Source organism: Deinococcus cellulosilyticus NBRC 106333 = KACC 11606 (assembly GCF_007990775.1).
Lineage (GTDB): Bacteria > Deinococcota > Deinococci > Deinococcales > Deinococcaceae > Deinococcus_C > Deinococcus_C cellulosilyticus.
Genome location: NZ_BJXB01000002.1, coordinates 323,750 through 340,649, shown reverse-complemented (window position 1 = coordinate 340,649; position 16,900 = coordinate 323,750). Strand labels below are relative to the sequence as shown.

At 55.2% G+C, this 16,900-nt stretch carries 19 protein-coding genes; 5 read left to right on the top strand and 14 right to left on the bottom strand.

The genetic code is table 11. The annotated features are described in order from the left end of the window. Window positions 1-50: 50 nt before the first annotated feature. On the top strand, window positions 51-833 hold the full coding sequence (locus DC3_RS03840; RefSeq protein ID WP_246130528.1) for an MBL fold metallo-hydrolase: 783 nt from the start codon (window positions 51-53) through the stop codon (window positions 831-833). A gap of 101 nt (window positions 834-934) precedes the next feature. On the opposite strand, the gene DC3_RS03835 is transcribed toward DC3_RS03840, so the two are convergent. Genes DC3_RS03835 through DC3_RS03810 form a run of 6 tightly spaced genes read right to left on the bottom strand, consistent with a single transcriptional unit; the run spans window position 935 to window position 4,347 of the window. Then, entirely contained in the window at window positions 935-1,594 is a 660-nt protein-coding gene (locus DC3_RS03835; RefSeq protein ID WP_146882474.1) for an O-methyltransferase, read from the bottom strand. Beyond that, entirely contained in the window at window positions 1,591-1,860 is a 270-nt protein-coding gene (locus DC3_RS03830) for a hypothetical protein (protein ID WP_146882472.1), read from the bottom strand. The genes DC3_RS03835 and DC3_RS03830 overlap by 4 nt, the downstream gene beginning before the upstream one ends. Before the next feature lie 48 nt (window positions 1,861-1,908). Then, entirely contained in the window at window positions 1,909-3,075 is a 1,167-nt protein-coding gene (locus tag DC3_RS03825; RefSeq protein WP_146882470.1) for a class I SAM-dependent rRNA methyltransferase, read from the bottom strand. Then, window positions 3,059-3,547, bottom strand: a complete 489-nt coding sequence (locus DC3_RS03820; protein WP_146882468.1) for a peroxiredoxin — start codon at window positions 3,545-3,547, stop codon at window positions 3,059-3,061. The genes DC3_RS03825 and DC3_RS03820 overlap by 17 nt, the downstream gene beginning before the upstream one ends. Before the next feature lie 19 nt (window positions 3,548-3,566). Then, on the bottom strand, window positions 3,567-4,130 hold the full coding sequence (locus DC3_RS03815) for a DUF2087 domain-containing protein (RefSeq protein WP_146882466.1): 564 nt from the start codon (window positions 4,128-4,130) through the stop codon (window positions 3,567-3,569). After that, complete coding sequence (locus tag DC3_RS03810) at window positions 4,117-4,347, bottom strand: hypothetical protein (RefSeq protein WP_146882465.1); 231 nt, start codon at window positions 4,345-4,347, stop codon at window positions 4,117-4,119. The genes DC3_RS03815 and DC3_RS03810 overlap by 14 nt, the downstream gene beginning before the upstream one ends. Window positions 4,348-4,411: 64 nt before the next feature. On the opposite strand from DC3_RS03810, the gene tilS reads away from it, so the two are divergent. Genes tilS through DC3_RS03795 form a run of 3 tightly spaced genes read left to right on the top strand, consistent with a single transcriptional unit; the run spans window position 4,412 to window position 6,907 of the window. Next, a complete protein-coding gene (gene tilS / locus DC3_RS03805) occupies window positions 4,412-5,992 on the top strand; it encodes a tRNA lysidine(34) synthetase TilS (protein ID WP_146882463.1) in 1,581 nt (526 codons plus the stop codon). Then, window positions 5,982-6,431, top strand: coding sequence for a hypothetical protein (locus DC3_RS03800; RefSeq protein ID WP_146882462.1), 450 nt, complete (start codon window positions 5,982-5,984; stop codon window positions 6,429-6,431). Before tilS ends, DC3_RS03800 begins: the two co-directional genes overlap by 11 nt. Before the next feature lie 8 nt (window positions 6,432-6,439). After that, window positions 6,440-6,907, top strand: a complete 468-nt coding sequence (locus DC3_RS03795; RefSeq protein WP_146882460.1) for a hypothetical protein — start codon at window positions 6,440-6,442, stop codon at window positions 6,905-6,907. A 103-nt stretch (window positions 6,908-7,010) separates the two neighbouring features. On the opposite strand, the gene DC3_RS03790 is transcribed toward DC3_RS03795, so the two are convergent. From DC3_RS03790 to DC3_RS03755, 8 genes are all read right to left on the bottom strand, one after another. Beyond that, window positions 7,011-7,784, bottom strand: a complete 774-nt coding sequence (locus DC3_RS03790; protein ID WP_146882458.1) for an intradiol ring-cleavage dioxygenase — start codon at window positions 7,782-7,784, stop codon at window positions 7,011-7,013. 189 nt (window positions 7,785-7,973) lie between these two features. Continuing rightward, on the bottom strand, window positions 7,974-9,128 hold the full coding sequence (locus DC3_RS03785) for an FtsX-like permease family protein (RefSeq protein ID WP_146882456.1): 1,155 nt from the start codon (window positions 9,126-9,128) through the stop codon (window positions 7,974-7,976). Window positions 9,129-9,185: 57 nt separating this feature from the next. Beyond that, entirely contained in the window at window positions 9,186-10,520 is a 1,335-nt protein-coding gene (locus DC3_RS03780) for a serine hydrolase domain-containing protein (RefSeq protein WP_146882454.1), read from the bottom strand. After that, window positions 10,517-11,290: a MerR family transcriptional regulator gene (locus tag DC3_RS03775; protein ID WP_146882452.1), complete on the bottom strand. Its 774-nt coding sequence runs from the start codon at window positions 11,288-11,290 to the stop codon at window positions 10,517-10,519. The genes DC3_RS03780 and DC3_RS03775 overlap by 4 nt, the downstream gene beginning before the upstream one ends. Before the next feature lie 119 nt (window positions 11,291-11,409). Further along, window positions 11,410-11,655 (bottom strand): hypothetical protein, encoded by a 246-nt coding sequence (locus DC3_RS03770; RefSeq protein WP_146882451.1) that lies wholly within the window; start codon window positions 11,653-11,655, stop codon window positions 11,410-11,412. Between the two features lie 259 nt (window positions 11,656-11,914). Further along, window positions 11,915-12,577, bottom strand: coding sequence for a 3D domain-containing protein (locus tag DC3_RS29680; RefSeq protein ID WP_146882449.1), 663 nt, complete (start codon window positions 12,575-12,577; stop codon window positions 11,915-11,917). 498 nt (window positions 12,578-13,075) lie between these two features. Continuing rightward, window positions 13,076-14,218, bottom strand: coding sequence for an N-acetyl-alpha-D-glucosaminyl L-malate synthase BshA (gene bshA, locus DC3_RS03760; RefSeq protein WP_146882446.1), 1,143 nt, complete (start codon window positions 14,216-14,218; stop codon window positions 13,076-13,078). 41 nt (window positions 14,219-14,259) lie between these two features. Beyond that, window positions 14,260-15,165: a metallophosphoesterase family protein gene (locus tag DC3_RS03755; protein ID WP_146882444.1), complete on the bottom strand. Its 906-nt coding sequence runs from the start codon at window positions 15,163-15,165 to the stop codon at window positions 14,260-14,262. A gap of 144 nt (window positions 15,166-15,309) precedes the next feature. On the opposite strand from DC3_RS03755, the gene DC3_RS03750 reads away from it, so the two are divergent. After that, complete coding sequence (locus DC3_RS03750; RefSeq protein ID WP_146882443.1) at window positions 15,310-16,896, top strand: peptide chain release factor 3; 1,587 nt, start codon at window positions 15,310-15,312, stop codon at window positions 16,894-16,896. The last annotated feature ends 4 nt before the right edge of the window (window positions 16,897-16,900 follow it).

Below are 16,900 nucleotides of genomic sequence, written 5' to 3'. Positions count from 1 at the left end.
TCAAGATGGAGTCACTGGACTCTCTTGTTGTTGTTTTTCAAGGAGATCAAGTGCCAGAACTTGTTTTCATGGGCACCTCGGATTCAAAAGGTGTTCCGAGATATTACTGTGAATGTGAAATCTGCACTGAAGCCAGGAAGACAGGGGTCAATCGCAGAACCCGTTCCAGCCTGCTCATTCAGGGAGAACAGAACACCCTCATTGATGCTGGCCCGGATTTTCATGCCCAGACCACTCGAGAGGGCTTCACTGAAATTCATCAGCTGCTGATCACCCATGCCCACAATGACCATGTGCTGGGCCTTGGAGACCTCCTGGATTACAGAATTTATGCCAGGGGTGACCTGCCCATGTACGCTCCAGAAGAGGTCATCCCGATGGTCAAAGCCCGCTTTTCCTACGTGAAACTGCCAGACTGGCTGAAGCCTGTGGCTTCTGGTCTGCAGCTGGAAGGTTATCAGGTCAGCACCTTCGGGGTGCCACATGGTGCCAACGGGTTCAGTTATGCGTACCGTTTTGACCGTCCAGATTTTTCGTGGGTGTATTGCCCGGACAGCATCAACATCCCTGAGGAAACCGAACAGACCCACATGATGGATCTGGATCTGCTGATTCTGGGCACCTCCTTCTGGCAGGAACCTTACCCCATGCAGTACCGGAGCGTTTACGACATTCAGGAGGCTCTGCAGCTGGCTGCAGTGAAGTCCGCAAAGCAGGTCATTTTCACCCACATGAGCCATGACATCGACGCCAGACGGGTTTCAAAAGGTGAAGCCAGACTTCCCGATAGGGTGCGTCTGGCTTTTGATGGCATGCGGGCCAGGGTGCCTTAGACATTTTGCTCTTGCAGACAAGAAAGTCCCTGTTGAAGGGGGACAGCACAAGCGAAGCGAGTGCAGGGAGGGGGGGCGTAGGGCGAGCCGGCGGCCCGCCACTACTTCACCCGCACCACCAGAAAACCATCCAGGCCCTTGGCGGTGAAGGTTGGAACCATGATGGCTTCCACACGGGGGTCAACGCCAATGAAGGCATTCAGTTCCCGAACCTTGCGGTGGTGGATGTCCCTGAGGCTGCTGTCGAGCACCTTGCCCTGTTGCACCACGTTGTCCAGCACGATCAGGCTGCCGGGGCGCACCATGCGCATGGTGAATTCGTAGTACTCGGGGTACTGGCTCTTGTGCCCGTCGATGAACACGAAGTCGAAAGTGCCCTGACCCAGCAGTCCTTTCATGGTCTGGATGGCGTCTCCTTCGATCAGCTGCACTTTTTCGGAGAGGCCTGCAGCTGCAAAGTTCTCACGGGCCACCTGCGCAGCGTGGGGATCAATTTCCAGCGTGATGAGTTTTCCATCTTCGGGAAGGGCACGGGCAAGCCAGGTGCCGCTGTACCCGCCAAGTGTGCCGACCTCCAGAATGCGTTTTGCTCCGTGGACCTTGACCAGCAGGTGAAGCAGTTTGGCCTGGGCAGGACTGAGCTGGATGTTGCGCAGGCCTGCAGCCTCACTGCGGGAGAGGATCTCTCTCAACACCCGGTCCTCGTGGGCGTAGTGCTTCTGGATGTAGCTGTCGAGGGCCAGCAGGGTTTCTTCGGTCACAGGTCACGCTCCAGCCACTCCAGTTTGCCGCCTTCTCGCTCCAGCACCCCTTCGATGTTCTTCAGGAATCTGGATTTCGCTGCTTCATAATCCGGGTGGTCTCTGAGGGTTTTGAGGAAGTCGAACAGCACCACGTTTTCGTGTTTCATTCCATCCACGGTGACATCCGTCCGGTAGGAGGTGTAGTGGTCCAGCAGCCGATATGCGGGCTCCAGTGCGCAGGACGCATCGAATGCTGGGGGTTCGGGGGGAGTGAACTCGATCATGGCTTTAAATTACCAGTTCTCTGTGCTGCGAGGGTGAAAAGGGAACAGTCAATCGACCCGCAGCAGGATGGATTTCAGGTACAGGCTTTCCGGGACCAGCAGCATCCAGGGGTGGTCCGCAGGCTGGTAGGTCACGGTGACCACTTCTGCGGTGCGTCCGGTGTCTGCCATGGCAAGGCGTGCGGCATCCAGCATGTCCTCCACCCGGATGTAGTGGGCGCAGGTGCTGACCAGAACATTGCCACCGGGTTCAAGCATCTTGAAGATGTGCCCGAGGCCTTCAGAAAAAATGCGTTTGGCCTGAGGAACGTCATCCTTGCGTTTCGCGAGGGTGGGGGGGTCAAACACTGCATGCTTGAAAGTGCGTTTTTCTTTCTGCAGATCAGCAAGCACCTTGATTGCATCTCCGAGCCGCATGCCCACCTGGCGGTCCAGGCCGTTTCTCTGGGCAACCTTTTCCAGGGTGGCGAGTGCCGTGGCATCTTTGTCGATGGCAAGAGTCTTTGCGCCCTGCTTTGCTGCGTGCAGGCTGAACCCCCCTGTGTAGCTGTACACGTCCAGAAAGTGGTCTCCCTCTTTGACCAGACTGGCCATGAGGGTGCGGTTGTCTCGCTGGTCCAGGAAGAATCCGGTTTTCTGGCTTTCCAGGGGCTTGAAGGAGAATTTGACTCCTCCTTCGGTGAATTCCACTTCCTGGGGAAGGTCTCCCCAGAGGACTCCCGTGGTCTGGCTCATGCCTTCTTTGTTGCGTTCGACGGTGTCGGAACGCTCGTAGGCTGCGGCGGCACCTGTCACCTGCTTCAGGGCACCCAGAATGATGTCCCGGTGTTTCTCAACGCCAGCATTGCGGAATTGCACACTCAGGACCCCGCCAAAATAATCCGCAACAACACCAGGGGTGCCATCTGCTTCGGCGTGCAGCAGACGAAAGGCTTCGGCTTCGGGCATGCGGGATTTGCGTTTCTCCCAGGCCTGCTGGATGCGGGCACGGTAGAACTTTTCGTCGATGTTCTCCCGCTTCAGGGTGAGCATCCTCAGGGGAATGCTGCCGGAGGGATTGAAGTACGCCCGGCCAATGAACATGCCGCCTTCTGCGTGCACATCCACGACACTTCCGGCTTCCAGATCGGGAATTTCGATCAGGTCCCCGATGTAGGCGAAGGGGTAATGGTTCAGCAGTTTCTTTTCTTTGCCGCTTTTAACTCTGACTTTCACGGGTCTCAGTGTACCCTGTCAGACGCTGAAGTTGCTCCAGAACCTCTGAGGCATGGCTGAAGGGATTCACAAAACGCCAGTGCCTTGCCACCTTGCCCTCCGGGTCAATCAGGAAGGTCTGGCGGTCTGCCTGTCCGGTCAGGACACTGAGGAGGCCCAGCACCCCATACTTTGTGCAGATCTTTTTGTCACTGTCAGGAATGAGGGGAAAGTGCAAGGTGCAGCCCTGACGGAATTTGGCCTGATGGGCTTCGGTGTCGGTGCTGATGCCAATGACCTGCGTGTTCAGGCGCTCGAAATCGGGCAGCAGGGTTTCAAAACCTCTGGCCTCCACACTGCAGCCCCGTGAACCGGCTTTTGGATAGAAAAAGAGCAGAACCCATTTTCCACGCAACGCTTCAAGGTCAAGCGTCTGACCCTGGTCACTGGTGGCAGAAAATGGGGGAGCGGGGTCTCCGACGTGCAAAGCCATGCCTGATATTGTAGGCAATTCAGGCCTTTTCTGCAGCAGATGGGAGCCGAACACGCTGGTAGATGCTGTTGTCGCGGGTCATCAGGCCCTCTGTGATCATCATGCGGCGGAGGGTGGCGACATCCTCGTTGAATTCGATCAATACGCGGTTCACTTCCAGCTCGGTGTAGGTGCGTTCAAAGTCGAAGGCTTCCACGAGTTTCTCGAGCACGATACGTTGCTTTTTGTTCTGTGAGGGGAACTTGATCAGCCTGCCATCTTTGAAAAAGGCGTGCAGCACTTTGTCTCTTTCGCTGTAGGTCTGGGTTTTTTCGGTTTTGAAGTTCAGCAGTTCCATGATGGATGGCTCCAGGGTGCGGGTGTTGAGGGAATAGACCTGGTAGTACTGGTCTTTCTGGGCGGTCACGAGGTTCTGCTCTGCCAGCAGACCCATGTGGTGCGAGACGGTGGCCGGGCTCAGGTTCAGCAGCGTTGCAAGCTCCTCACCGTGGCGGGATTTCTGTTTGAGCAGGGCCAGAATCAGCAGTCTTGAGGGGTGCCCGAGGGCTTTGAAGAAGGCAGCGGTCTGTTCAGGGGTTCCCATGTCTGGCCTTTCTCACCTGCATCAGGACAGATTCCAGCATGTGTTGTGCGGTTTTCATGACCTCGGCTTTGATCTGTTCCCGAATGACAGCCTCTCTGGCTCCTTTTGCCCGGGCCAGCTCCATCTGGTCGGTGCAGTGCTGGATGAAGGGTGTGGACTGTTTCAGGAAGAGGGTTTGCACCAGCTGTGCACCTGGTGTGTTTTCTTTGATGTCCATGAAATCAATTCTAATCTGATTAGATAAACTTCGAAATAGATCAAATGGTGTAGGCTGAATAAGCATGAACGACCTGCTGATTCCCCTCCAGCCTCATGTCGGGCAGCATGTGCTTCTTGCCCTCTCGGGTGGCTCCGATTCTGTGGGACTTCTGCGGGCAGCCCTGGAAGCAGGACTGCATGTGACAGCAGCACATTTCAACCACCAACTCAGAGAGAACGCAGGCGCAGACGAACAGTTTGCCCGTGACCTGTGTGCCCGTCTGAATGTGCCTCTGGCGGTGGCCCGGGCAGACGTCCGCACCATCAGTCGGAAAAAAGGCCAGGGCATCGAGGAAACCGCAAGGCAACTGAGGTACAGCTTTCTGACCCGTACGGCAAAAGAGCACCGCACCGACTGCATTTTCACCGCCCACACCCTGAACGACCAGGCCGAAACGGTGCTCTGGCAACTGGTCCGCGGTACATCCAAAGCCACAGGCATTCCACCTCAGCAGGGCAGAATTCACCGCCCCTGGCTTGGCGCCAGCAAAGACCGCATCCAGGCGTACCTGCAGGCTCTGGGTCAGGACTGGAGAGAAGACGAGTCCAATCAGGACCTGACCTACACCCGCAATTACCTCCGGCATGAGGTGATGCCCCGCCTGAGGGAGCTCAATCCCCGGGTGGAAGAGGCGCTGGCCCGATTTGCCCGTTACAGCAGGGAAGACGATGCCTTGCTCCTCGATCTTGCTGGCAAAATGACCCCCTATTCGCGCTGGGACAGCGAACCTGACCCGATTCAGCGCAGGCAGATTGCCCTCTGGTTGCAAAAAGTCGGAATCGAATTTGACCATCAGCACATCGAGCAACTTCAGGAAGCCCTGAAATCCCCTGTCGTGCAGCATTTCACCCTGCCTGGAAACCACCAGGTGACTGTGCAACAGGGAAAAATTGCCACACCACAGGTGTATCCCAGACCTGATTTTTCATATCCACAGCACTGGCAACTCCGATACCGCCAGGATGGAGACCGGATTCGCCTGTCTGGAGGCACCCGCAAGGTTTCCGATGTGCTGACCGACCGGAAAATCCCCAGATCAGATCGGGATCGGGTGTGGCTTCTGGCAGAAGGCCAGCAGGTGCACTGGATCGGTCTGACTCCTGCCGTGTGGAGTAAAGGCTTTGAAGCCCCTAAAGGAGATGTCCACTGGATGAAACTGGCCCTGCAAGAAGCAGAGAAGGCCAGAGATCAGGATGAGGTCCCCATTGGAGCAGTGATCGTGCAACAGGGAGAGGTGCTTGCTGTCGCCCACAACCAGTGCGAGGCCCTGCACGACATGACCCGACACGCAGAACTCGAAGCCATCCGCAGGGCCAGTGAGAAGCTGGGAGGTCACCTGACCGGATGCACCCTCTATGTCACCCTGGAACCCTGTCCAATGTGTCTGGGAGCCATTCTGGAAAGCCGCATCACAAAAGTGGTTTTCGGGGCGAAAAACCCCAAAATGGGCGCACTGGGAGGGGTCATGGACCTGCTCAGAAGCCACTGGGGACACCGACCCGAAGTGGTCACAGGCGTGCTGGAGAAGGAATGTGCAGCCCTGCTGAAAGCGTCGTTTGCCCGTCTGCGCCAGCACGCAAAAGGAGAAACCCATGGAACTTGAACCCCTGGAATTGCCAGCAGACCTCAAAGCCCGGGTGGATGAACAGATTGATCAGGCCCTGGGCCTGGAAGAGCAACATCTTTTTGCAGAAGCCACCCGTGTCTATAAAGAGACCCTTTCACTCATCCCAGAGCCCAGACACGCTTACTGGGAAGCCATGCGGATTTATGTGGGATTTGGAGAAATCCACTTTGCACAGCAGCAATTTGAACAGGCCATGCCCTTCTACCGGGAATGTTTCAAGATGCCAGAAGGGTACCTGAATTCCTTTGTGCTGCTCAGGGTGGGAGAGACCGCTTTTGAGCTTGAAGACTTCATCACTGCTGCAGAGCACCTGACCCGGGCGTTGATGCTGGATGGACCGGAGATCTTTGAAGAAGACCCCAGGTATTTTGATTTCCTCAAAACCGTACTGAAAGCCCCTCCAGGAGGATGGTGACCTGAGACATGAAAACAATCGAGATCAACAGGGCATCCAAAGTGGTCTGGCTTCGTCTGATGCTGCTGCTCCTTCTGGGGGTTGGCCTGACCTTTCTGGTCATGTTCCTGTACCCCTTTCTCATGAACCACCACACCGAATTGCAGGTCAAAGCATTCACAGGCTCGCGTTTCGAAATTGTTCACACCCTTGAGTCCACTGGATTCGGAAGGAATGGCTACCACATCCTTTCCCTCAGGGACCCTGCTTCAGGACGCTCGATCAGATTTTTGACCATCCAGAATGGGTTCCCAGGCATCAAGAATGTTCACCTGTCAGGTCAGCGGATGGTTGTGGAACTGGACCCAGAAGACCAGGAAGCCCTCACCTTTTGTGTGACTTCAGAGGGCAAAGTGGACCGACATGTGCAGTACTTTGATGGAGAACTTTACAGGATCAAAAGGCTGATTTCAGACCAGAACAGGTCCTCATGCTGAAACCGTAAGCCAATCGCATCACAGATGTTTGATTTCTGCTGTGGGAAGGCATTTGCTCTGGTCTCAGGTTCAGCGGAGATTTTTTCTGTGAGACGCCCCAGCCTCACCCAATGTTTAACCCGATGTCAAAAGTTGCAGTGTACCCCTTCTCGGGACTTCCCGTCAGTTTGAGCATCATCTGGCTGCCTCCATTTTTGTACAGCATGTCTGAACTGTTTGGGGTGTCCCGTTTTCCTTTGTCCTTGTAGGGCCTGACAGCATGAACCCTGTCTGTGACGGATTCATCAAAAAACAGCTGGGAAGCGAAGTCACCCGTGACCTTGCCATTCTGCAAAGTGCGCAGGCGGTAGTGGATGTGCACGGCACGGCCAGAGTACCAGCCTGGATAAATGGTCTTGAAGGTCGCCTCTCCTTTGGCGTTGGTCAGCTGGTAACCCCTGAGGAAGTTCTGTCCTCTGGTGTCAAAAGAGCGGTCACTGGCGTCTGAGTAGATGCCATCTGCGTCACAGTGCCAGATGTCCACCATCACACCACTGCGGGGCTCACAGGTTTTCAGGGCCACGCGGGACACCTGAAAGACCAGGGTGAGGGGAACCCCTGCTTTAACGACTCCGGTTCTGGTGTCCTTTCGAACGTCACTGCGGTTCAGCTTTTCATCCACCCAGTAGGGGCCTTCCGTCATGGCTGGGCGGACCACACAACCCGGAAGTCCCTGCACACCACTGCTGCCAGCACTGCTGCCTGCCCCTGTCTGCCGCTGGGCGAGGGCCTGTCCAATGGCTGCTGCGCCCACAGCACTGCCTCCTGCCAGACCAAAGAGCCTGAGGGCCTGCCTGCGACTGAGCACCTTGCCGATGGGTTGATCATCATTGTCCATGAGAATTCCTCCTTGTTGCGTTGATCGGCAGTATGGCATCAGGCTGTTAAGGAGCAGTTAAGAATTAAAGAAGACCTTCAAAATGGTCCACACCTGGAGGGGTGAACCCCTATCATCCGTTGTTGCTCTCTGAAAAGATCAAATCCCTGCAAGAGGCGGACTGCTGAATGCGGATGGCTGAGTGCTCATTCAGCGGATGACTTTGGCAGGTTCAATGCGTGCAGCTTTGCTGGCGGCTGCAAATCCAGCAAGCAGGGTGGTGGCCAGACTCACGATGTTCACCCAGACAAAATCCTGGGCCTGGATCTGCACGGGCAGACTGGAAATGAAATACAGATCTCCGGGAAGGCGGATCGGGTAGAGCTTGAAGTAATAGCTGACCGCAAGGCCCAGAAGGTTCCCGAGAATCAGGCCTCCTGCCCCAAGGATCAGGCCCTCCAGCATGAAGGTTTGCAGAATCCATTTCTCCGGGGTGCCCATGGCCCGCAGGATGGCAATTTCCTGGGTTTTCTCGAACACGCTGAGGATCAGGATGTTGGCAATCCCGAAGGCCGCCACAATCACGATCAAGAAAACCACAATCCCAATCACTCTTTTTTGCAGCGCCATCTGCTCAATCAGGGTCGCGTTGATGTCCTGCCAGGGTTGGGGAGTGTAATCCTGAAATTCACGGGCAATCTGATAACCAAAATCACGGGCCTGCAAGGGGTCTTTCAGGTTCACCCGGTAACTGATGGGACTGTCCGGGTTCAGCTTCTTGATGGCGTCCAGGCTCATGAAGGCGTACCCCTGATCGATCAGGATGTAACCCGAGCGGAAGGTGCCTTTGACTTTCAAGATGGCCCGTTTGTACTGGCTGTTCAGGAGGCGCACTTCATCGCCAGGGAAGGCTCCGATGGCCCGGGACAGCACCTCTCCCAGTACAATTTCATCGTCTTTGAGGCTGGAAATCAGTTTGATCTCTTCGGGCCTGAGGTTCAGGATGCCCGATTCCTGTGGGGTTACCCCGAGCAGCGTCGAGAAGTCCACCCCTGCTGGAAGCCCCTGTGTGGCAGGCCTTGTGATCAGGGCCTTGTCTGCAGCAAAAGAACTGAATGCCACCACATTGGGGTCTTTTTTCAAGGCAGCTTCGAGTGCCTTGCTGGGCTCCTTTTCACGGGTGATCAGGGCAAGGTGCGGAATGGTCCGCAAGGTTGCATCAATCAGAGACTGGGTGAATCCATTGGTGAGGGAAAGTGCGGTGACCAGCACCATCACACCAACAGCAATGCCAATGATGGTCAGGGCATTCTGGGTGCGTCTCCTGCGCAGGTGCGAGAGGGCCAGGGTGAGAATGAGTCGCATGTCGCTCTCAAGCTTACCCGAGGTCAGTGAGAGAAGCACCGCACCACCTGATGGACGCTAGAACCTCCCCACCAGACGGCTGAGTCCCATGTCGATGGCCACCACCTTCTGTTCTGCAATGTCCAGTCTGCACAGCACAGGTTGATGGGGGTCATCGATTTCAAAGAGTTGACCTCCACGGGGTTTGAGCAACACCCCTTTTCTCCAGGGGCCAGTGAGGGTCCTGAAAAAAAGCTGCCCTTCCCGGGCAACCAGCCTGATGCCTCCAGGCTGTCCCAGCAGGGAGATCACCTTCTCCAGACCGTAAGCGGGTTCTGCATAGCTGTGTGCAAACTTCAACGTGTCAACGGCAATGGGTGTGGAAGATTCAGATTCAGGTGTACCTGCAAGCGCCTCTCTGATGAACCGACCGGGAAGCGCAAGAATGTCATGTGCCTCGGAGTTGGACATCATGATCACAGCTGCCCCTTTTCCAGGACAGACAAAAAGGGCACTGTTGTACCCGATCCACCCTCCAGTGTGAAAATACACTTCTTCACCTGCGATGTTTTCCAGCACGAACCCAAGCCCCATTCCAGTCAGCTCTGCATGAGCCTGATACTGCCTCCTGTACATCTCTGCAAAGCTGTCTCTGCCAAGCAGGGCAGGAGAGAAGGTCAGAAGGCTTCTGGCATAGGCCAGCATGTCTTCCAGACTGGCATAGACCGAACCTGCAGGTTTCACGATGATGTCGAGATCTGGAGCAGGCTTGAAGGCTTTGCGTTGCCTGAGGTAAGGCATGGCACGTTCCTGGGGCCTTTGCAGGGTGGCAGTTTGCATTCCAGCGGTCCTGAGCACCTGAGCTGTGAAGGTGTGCTCGAAAGGCTTTCCAGTGACATCTTCAACCAGCTGCCCCAGCAGGGCAAAGGCATGGTTGGAGTAAGCCCAGCGGGTCATGGGGGCACAGATGGGTGTGAGGCCTTTCTGGTAATAATCCTTCAGCCCGGGGGTTACCCCCAGCGTTCCCAGGGCTCCAGCAGGCAGCAACAGGTCTTTCCAGCTGCGAAAGTACCCCAGTCCGGAGGTGTGGGTCAGCAGGTGCCGGACCCGGATGGGATTGTTCAGGTAAGGCTCATGGATCTGGATGCTCTTGAGGTGCAGTTTCACAGGATCATCCAGCTGGATTTTGCCTGCTTCCACAAGCTGCATCACATGAATGGCCGTCATGGTCTTGGTGATGGACCCGATGCAGAAACGTGTGGTGGGGACCACGGGGATCTTCTTCTCAGCCTGTGCCCATCCAGCAGTGTGCTGGTAGACCACCTCTCCGTTCCAGAGCACCGCCACGGCATTTCCTGCAGTTCGGTCCTGAAAGGGAGAGAAAAGCTTCTGGGCAAGTTCGGTGATGTTCATGGCAACCTCCGGGTCAGGTGGTGTTTCACACGCTCAAGCACCCAGCCTTCTTTGCTCTCGGCAGGCAGCAGGGCCTGGGTCAGGAAGTCTCCATGTCGGTCCTGCACGGCTCCAGGCTGTCCAAAGAGTCCCCTGAGCCACTCGCTTTGTGCCAGTTCCAGGGCAAGGTGGTCCAGTTCTGCTGGATCATCGGTCTGGTCCACGCGTGAAGTCCAGTCGAGCAGCATCTCCTGCACTTCAGGATGGTCCTGCATGAACTTCATGTCGGCTTCCAGCTGTTCAGGGCTTTGCAGGGCAGGCAGGCTCAGCATTTTGCCCATCAGGGCCTTTTCGCGTTCAAGGGCCTGCTGTGGGATGCGTCCCTCCAGGGCATCGAGGTGCACTTTCCAGAAGTCAGGAATCTTCTCTTCCAGCAGGGTCTGCAGAGGATTTTCCTGTTTGATCAGGTGCTTTGCCCGTTTTTTGCTTTCCTGCAACTTCTGGATCTCCCGCTCCATTTCCTGAATTTTGAGTTTCAGCAGTTGCTTGAGGACCTGTTCTGGCTTCTCGCTTTCCAGCACAAACCGCACTTCATGGAGCTTCAGTCCAACCTGTTGCAGGTCACGAATCTGCCTGAGCCTTTCCAGGTGTCTCGGTGTGTACAGGCGGTATTTGCCATCGGTGCGTTCCGGTTCTTCAATCAGGCCGAGTTTCTGGTAATGCCGCAGGGTTTTGGTGCTGACCCCCAGCAGGGTGGCAATTTCTCCAATTTTCAGCCAGGCTTCGGGCATGTTTCTGACCTCGAAGGCAGCATACAACCTTGCCCCGGGGTCAAAGTCAAATGTTCACAGTGGGCAAACCACAACAAAAATCTCCCCGTGAGGGGAGCTGGTGTCAAGTGATCTGCAGATCAGGCAGGACGGATTTCAATGCTGCAGAGCGCATCTTTGAAGGTGAAGCTGAAGTGGGACTGGATGAAAGTCTGCAGGGCGTCGAGGGTGGCCCGGATCTGCAGAATAAACGTGGGACGGTCTGCAGCAGGGGGGAGCACACTCAGGCTGTAGCCTTCCTCCTGGGCTGCTTTTGTCAATTTCCGAATCAGCCGCTTCAGGCGACGGTGGTGTGAATAAGGAAAGGTCAATTGCAATTTGTGCACGGTGATGCCTCCTGCACCAGACATACCCCGGCTGAAACTGCGCTGAAACGGGGTTTTGTCAGGTACGGCCACAGTCTAGAAATCAAATGTCTTAGAAATGTTAGCTGTCTGCTGTGCCTTCCTCAATGCTCCCTTCATTTTGATTCATGTGAAGAAAGACAGTGTCACAGCACAGTTTTTGAATGTGCTCTGATCGGCATTTAACAGCAGAGAAGAGGCCTGGGGTGCAGACCTCTCCAGAATCAAAAGATGTGCTTTTTTATCTCAGGACTGTGAGCCTGACCTGGCGCACACCCCAACTGCGAGCCTCACTCATGGATCGCATCCAGATGTCCACCTGCCCATACTTGCGAGGGTGCATGGTGTCTTCGACCACAAAGACCGTCTGGGACAGCAGTCGATTGTAGTAGGAAGCTCCCTTGCCAAGCAGCTCAATTTTCACCTTGCTGCCGTAAGGAATTTTTCTGAGCATGTCACGGCTCAGGGCAACAATGCCAAAGCGGGTTCTTGCACCTGTGGCTGTGATGTGAGGGGTGCTGTCCGTCTGGCCTGCAAAGCTGTTGTAAGCAGTGGCCTTCAGAATGAAGCTGCCGCCTGTTCTGTACTGTGCAGGAGCAACTTTGGCTGTCTGAGGTTTGGCCACGGTTTTGGTGGTTTTCTGTGGGGTTTTCTGAACCGTCTTGGCAATCTGGGCCACTTTGGTCTGGGCCACCACAGTTTTGTTCTGTACGGCAGGCGCAGTGGCCTGGGTCAGGTCGAGGGCTTTTTCAGCCAGGCTGTCTGCAGGCAGAACAGGGTCCACAGGGACCTCGACTTTCAGTGATTTGGTCTCGGCTTCGCTGTATGCAGCGGTGCTGAGGTTCAGGGCGCTGCACAACAATGCAGTCCCGATCAGGGTGAATCTCAGGGTGCTTTTCGCCATAAGTCAATAAGTCCTCTACCCACCTGTTGTGGGTGATGTAGATGCAGGTTGTGCTGCTTTAGGGTCGATGCGCAATTGCAAAGTCAGGGGGCATCTTGCGCTGGCTTTTCCCGAGGACTGGTACGCCTTTGGTGCAAAGGCAATTCTAGACTTGCCTAACTTAAGGTAAGCTGAGCCCCTGAGCGAATTCTAAGAAAATAAGGTTTTGTTACTCATTTTTTTCTCACATACATGCTTATTTTGATGTTGAACCATTGAAAAATCGCTGATATCAGCAGAAAAAATAACATGATAAAACATTAAAACCAAAAATTAAGCTTCTCATGTTACATCAAATGTAAGGGCTGGTTTTGGCGGGTTTTTAAGGCTTTTAAGACCTCTAAAGACCAGAATAGGCCATTTTGACAGGGCAGGCATGTCAAAATGGCCCAGGTGAACTTCCCAATCCTCAAGCGCGCTCATAAAGCTTTCATTATGTTTACGGTGAAATATGAGAAACTATTCGGTCAGTAGATCTTCGTACACTCTTAAATATTGAGGAACGATATGATGCGGCTGAAAATGATCCACCGCCCGTGACCGAGCACGGCCCCCCATTTCGCGGTGGAGCGTTTCATTCTGGAGCAATTGCAACGTTGCATGGGCCATTCCATCGACATCACCGACCGGGCACATGAACCCTGTTTCACCCTGGATGTTCACTTCAGGAATGCCTCCAACGTTGCTGCTCACCACTGGTACGCCGCAGGACATGGCTTCTAGAGCCACCAGCCCAAAAGACTCCTGGCTGGAAGGAAGGAGGAAGACATCCGCAATGCCCATGATGGTTTCCACCGATGGGTACGACCCCAGAAAATGCACCCGACCAATCACACCAAGTTTCTGGGCCAGCTCAAATGCCCTTGAGCGGTCCGGACCGTCTCCGACCATCAGCAGTCTGGAAGGCACTTCCGATTGCACGCGGGCAAAGATTTCAATCACATCCAGTGTGCGTTTGACCCCCCGAAAATTCGACAGGTGAAGCAGGATCTTCTCTTCCGGATGAGCAAATCTGGCCCGGTAGCGAGCATCTGTGTTGCGCTGAAAACGGTGAATGTCCACAAAGTTGTAGATCACTTCAATGGGAACATCCAGTTTGAACAGTTCACTGGTGTGGTTTGCCAGAAACTGTGACACTGCCGTCACCCGACCCGATTTCTGAATGGCGTGACGGGTGGAGTGCCTGAACGCCGGATCAAGACCCACCAGCGTGACATCTGTACCATGCAAGGTGGTCACCACTTTGGTCCTGCCTGTGATGTCCTGGGCCATCAGGGCACTGGTGGCGTAAGGAATCGCATAATGGGCATGGGTGATCTGGATGTCATGTTCCTGAATGACTTCAGCAAGGGTGTTTGCTGTATTGATGGTGGTGAGGGCCTGTTCAAAAAGCGGATACTCATAGCGTCCCACCTGATGAAAAAAAACATTGGTGCAACAGTCCAGTGCGGACAGCCTGAAAGGCTGTGCCGTGGAGACAAAATGCACTTCATGATCGTGCTGGGCGAGTTCCACCCCGAGTTCGGTGGCCACCACACCCGAGCCGCCGGCAGTGGCATGACAGAGAATGGCAATGTTCACGCGTTCGATTATAGGCCTCATGTGTCAAGGTCATCGTTGATCAGTGAACGATTGAGCGGATCTCAAAGCACAATGCTGCTGGCCCGTTTGAGGCCCTGCAGGACTTCGTGTGGCGTGTGCCTGTTTTGCATCAGGGTGTGGATCTCTCTGGGGGTCAATTCATGTTGCAGAAACTCCAGCAGCAGGGGCAGGTCCAGGGCCCGTTCCAGTGCATGTCTGTTCCTGTAGCGCCCAAATTCACGCAGGGTGGAGCGTCCCAGCAATGCTCCCAGATAAATCAGAGTGCCGATCACTCCGGTTTGCTGCAAAAACCCGCTCTCATGGTAACTGTGGTGAAAAGCCTCCAGATCGTAGACCGTTTTTCTGAACTCAATGTTCCACTTGCCCTGCTGTCCATGCAGCATCACATAAGAGGCTTCAGAGGTGCCATCCACCGGGAAACCAACAGACCCCACCGTGCACAGGGTTTTTCTGCCCAGATTTTTGAGCATTTGCCTGTGGGTGTGGCCTGCAAAAAGGAAGGGGGCTTTCACCTCCTGACACAGGGCTTTCAGTTCGCTGTCGGATTTGAGGAGAATTTCGTCGAAAGCACTTCGAGGGCTGGCATGACAGAAGTACAGGTCTGGCAGGCCTGAAAAGCTGAGGGTGAGGGTCCCGGGCCAGGACTCGATCACTTCTTTCCAGCCTGCAAGTTGCCCTGCCCAGAAGCGTGCTGGAGCAAAACTGTCACTGGTGTAGGCCTCCACAGGGGCCTGCCCGGTCAGGTGGTCGAGCAACATGATTTCATGGTTTCCTTTGAGGGTTTGTACATTTTTGCTCTGAATCCGCTGCAGCACTTCTGGTGAATGCATCCCCCAGTTCACGTTGTCTCCGAGCAAGATGATCTGGTCTGCGTCTTTTGCATCGTTCAGCACAGCCTCAAAGGCCTGTAAATTTCCGTGAATGTCTGAGAGCACAGCAATCTTCATGGAATCCCCCTACCCATGAGTGTGTTGTGTAACATGATGATAATAGTGAAGACACTCAAAGAATTTTGAGGTCTGCGAAATCGGGTATAATAAAGTGTTATCGCCCTTTTCTCGCGGGCGTTTTTTCTTGCAGAGGTCGAGCCTATGACAACCCTACCCCATGAAATTCAGCGCAGACGCACGTTTGCGATCATCTCCCACCCGGACGCCGGTAAAACCACCATGACCGAAAAACTCCTGCTCTACGGAGGCGCCATCCAGAGCGCAGGTTCGGTCACTGCCAAGCAGAACCAGAAACAGACGCAGTCCGACTGGATGACCATCGAGCAGCAGCGTGGAATCTCCATTTCCAGTTCTGCGCTGGTGTTTGACTACCATGGCTACCACATCAACCTGCTGGACACCCCCGGGCACCAGGACTTCAGTGAGGACACCTACCGCACCCTGATGGCCGTGGACAGTGCCCTGATGATGCTGGACGCTGCCCGTGGTGTGCAGGCCCAGACCGAGAAACTGTTTGCCGTCTGCCGCAACAAGAACATCCCCATCATCACCTTCATGAACAAGATGGACCGTCCGGCCATGGACTTCTTCGAGCTTCTGGAGCAGGTGGAGAGCACCCTGAAAATCAAAGTGGTGCCCATGACCTGGCCCATCGGCTCCGGTCCGGACTTCAAAGGGGTGTACGACCTGCAACAGAAACGGGTCTTCCTGTTCGAGCGCACCGAGCACGGCAAGAAACGCGCACCTGTGCAGGTGGCAGACCTGAATGACCCCCAGCTTGAAAGCCTGCTGGGAAGTGACGCCCTGCAGATCCTGCAGGACCAGGTCGAGATGGTTGAGGGCGTGCTTGATCCCTTCGACATGGAGCTCTTCCTGAAAGGGGAGATGACCCCCGTGTTCTGGGGAAGCGCCATCACCAACTTCGGGGTGGAAAACTTCCTGGATGCCCTTGTGGAGCTTGCCCCATCTCCGCATGCCATTGAAACCACCCTCGGCACACTGGAACCCACCGAGGAAAGCTTCACCGGGTTTATCTTCAAACTGCAGGCCAACATGAGCAAGCAGCACCGGGACCGCACCGCCTACATGCGCGTCGCCTCTGGCACCTTTGAGCGTGGCATGGCTGTGACCCACACCCGCACAGGCAGGGAAATCCGCCTGTCCCGAGCCCACACCCTGTTCGCACAGGACCGTGAAAGCATCGAAGTGGCCTACCCTGGTGACATCGTGGGTCTGGTGAATCCAGGTGTCTTCCAGATCGGTGATGTGGTCAGCGTGAACCCCAAGATCCGCCTGACCGACTTCCCCCGTTTCACCCCAGAGCACTTTGCCACTGTGTCCCCCAAGGATGTCAGCAAGCGCAAAGCCTTCCGCAAGGGTCTGGAACAACTTTCTGAAGAAGGGGTGGTGCAGATTTTCTACCCCACTGACGGAGCCAGAGATCCCATCCTGGGCGTGGTCGGACAGCTGCAATTTGAAGTCTTCGAGCACCGCATGCTGGAAGAGTACAACGTCGCCATCGACCTGATTCACTCCAGCTACAAACTGGTGCGCTGGCTTGCTGGTGAACCCAGTGCCCTGGCCCGTTTCGCCAAGCACGTCGAAGACGACAGGGGACGCCCGGTGATGCTGTTCAGAAACCGCTTCGATCTGGATTTCGCACTCGAGCAGTACCCGGATCTGGAGTTCCTGCCCCAGCCCAGAGACATGACGGTCATTCAGGACTGAACCC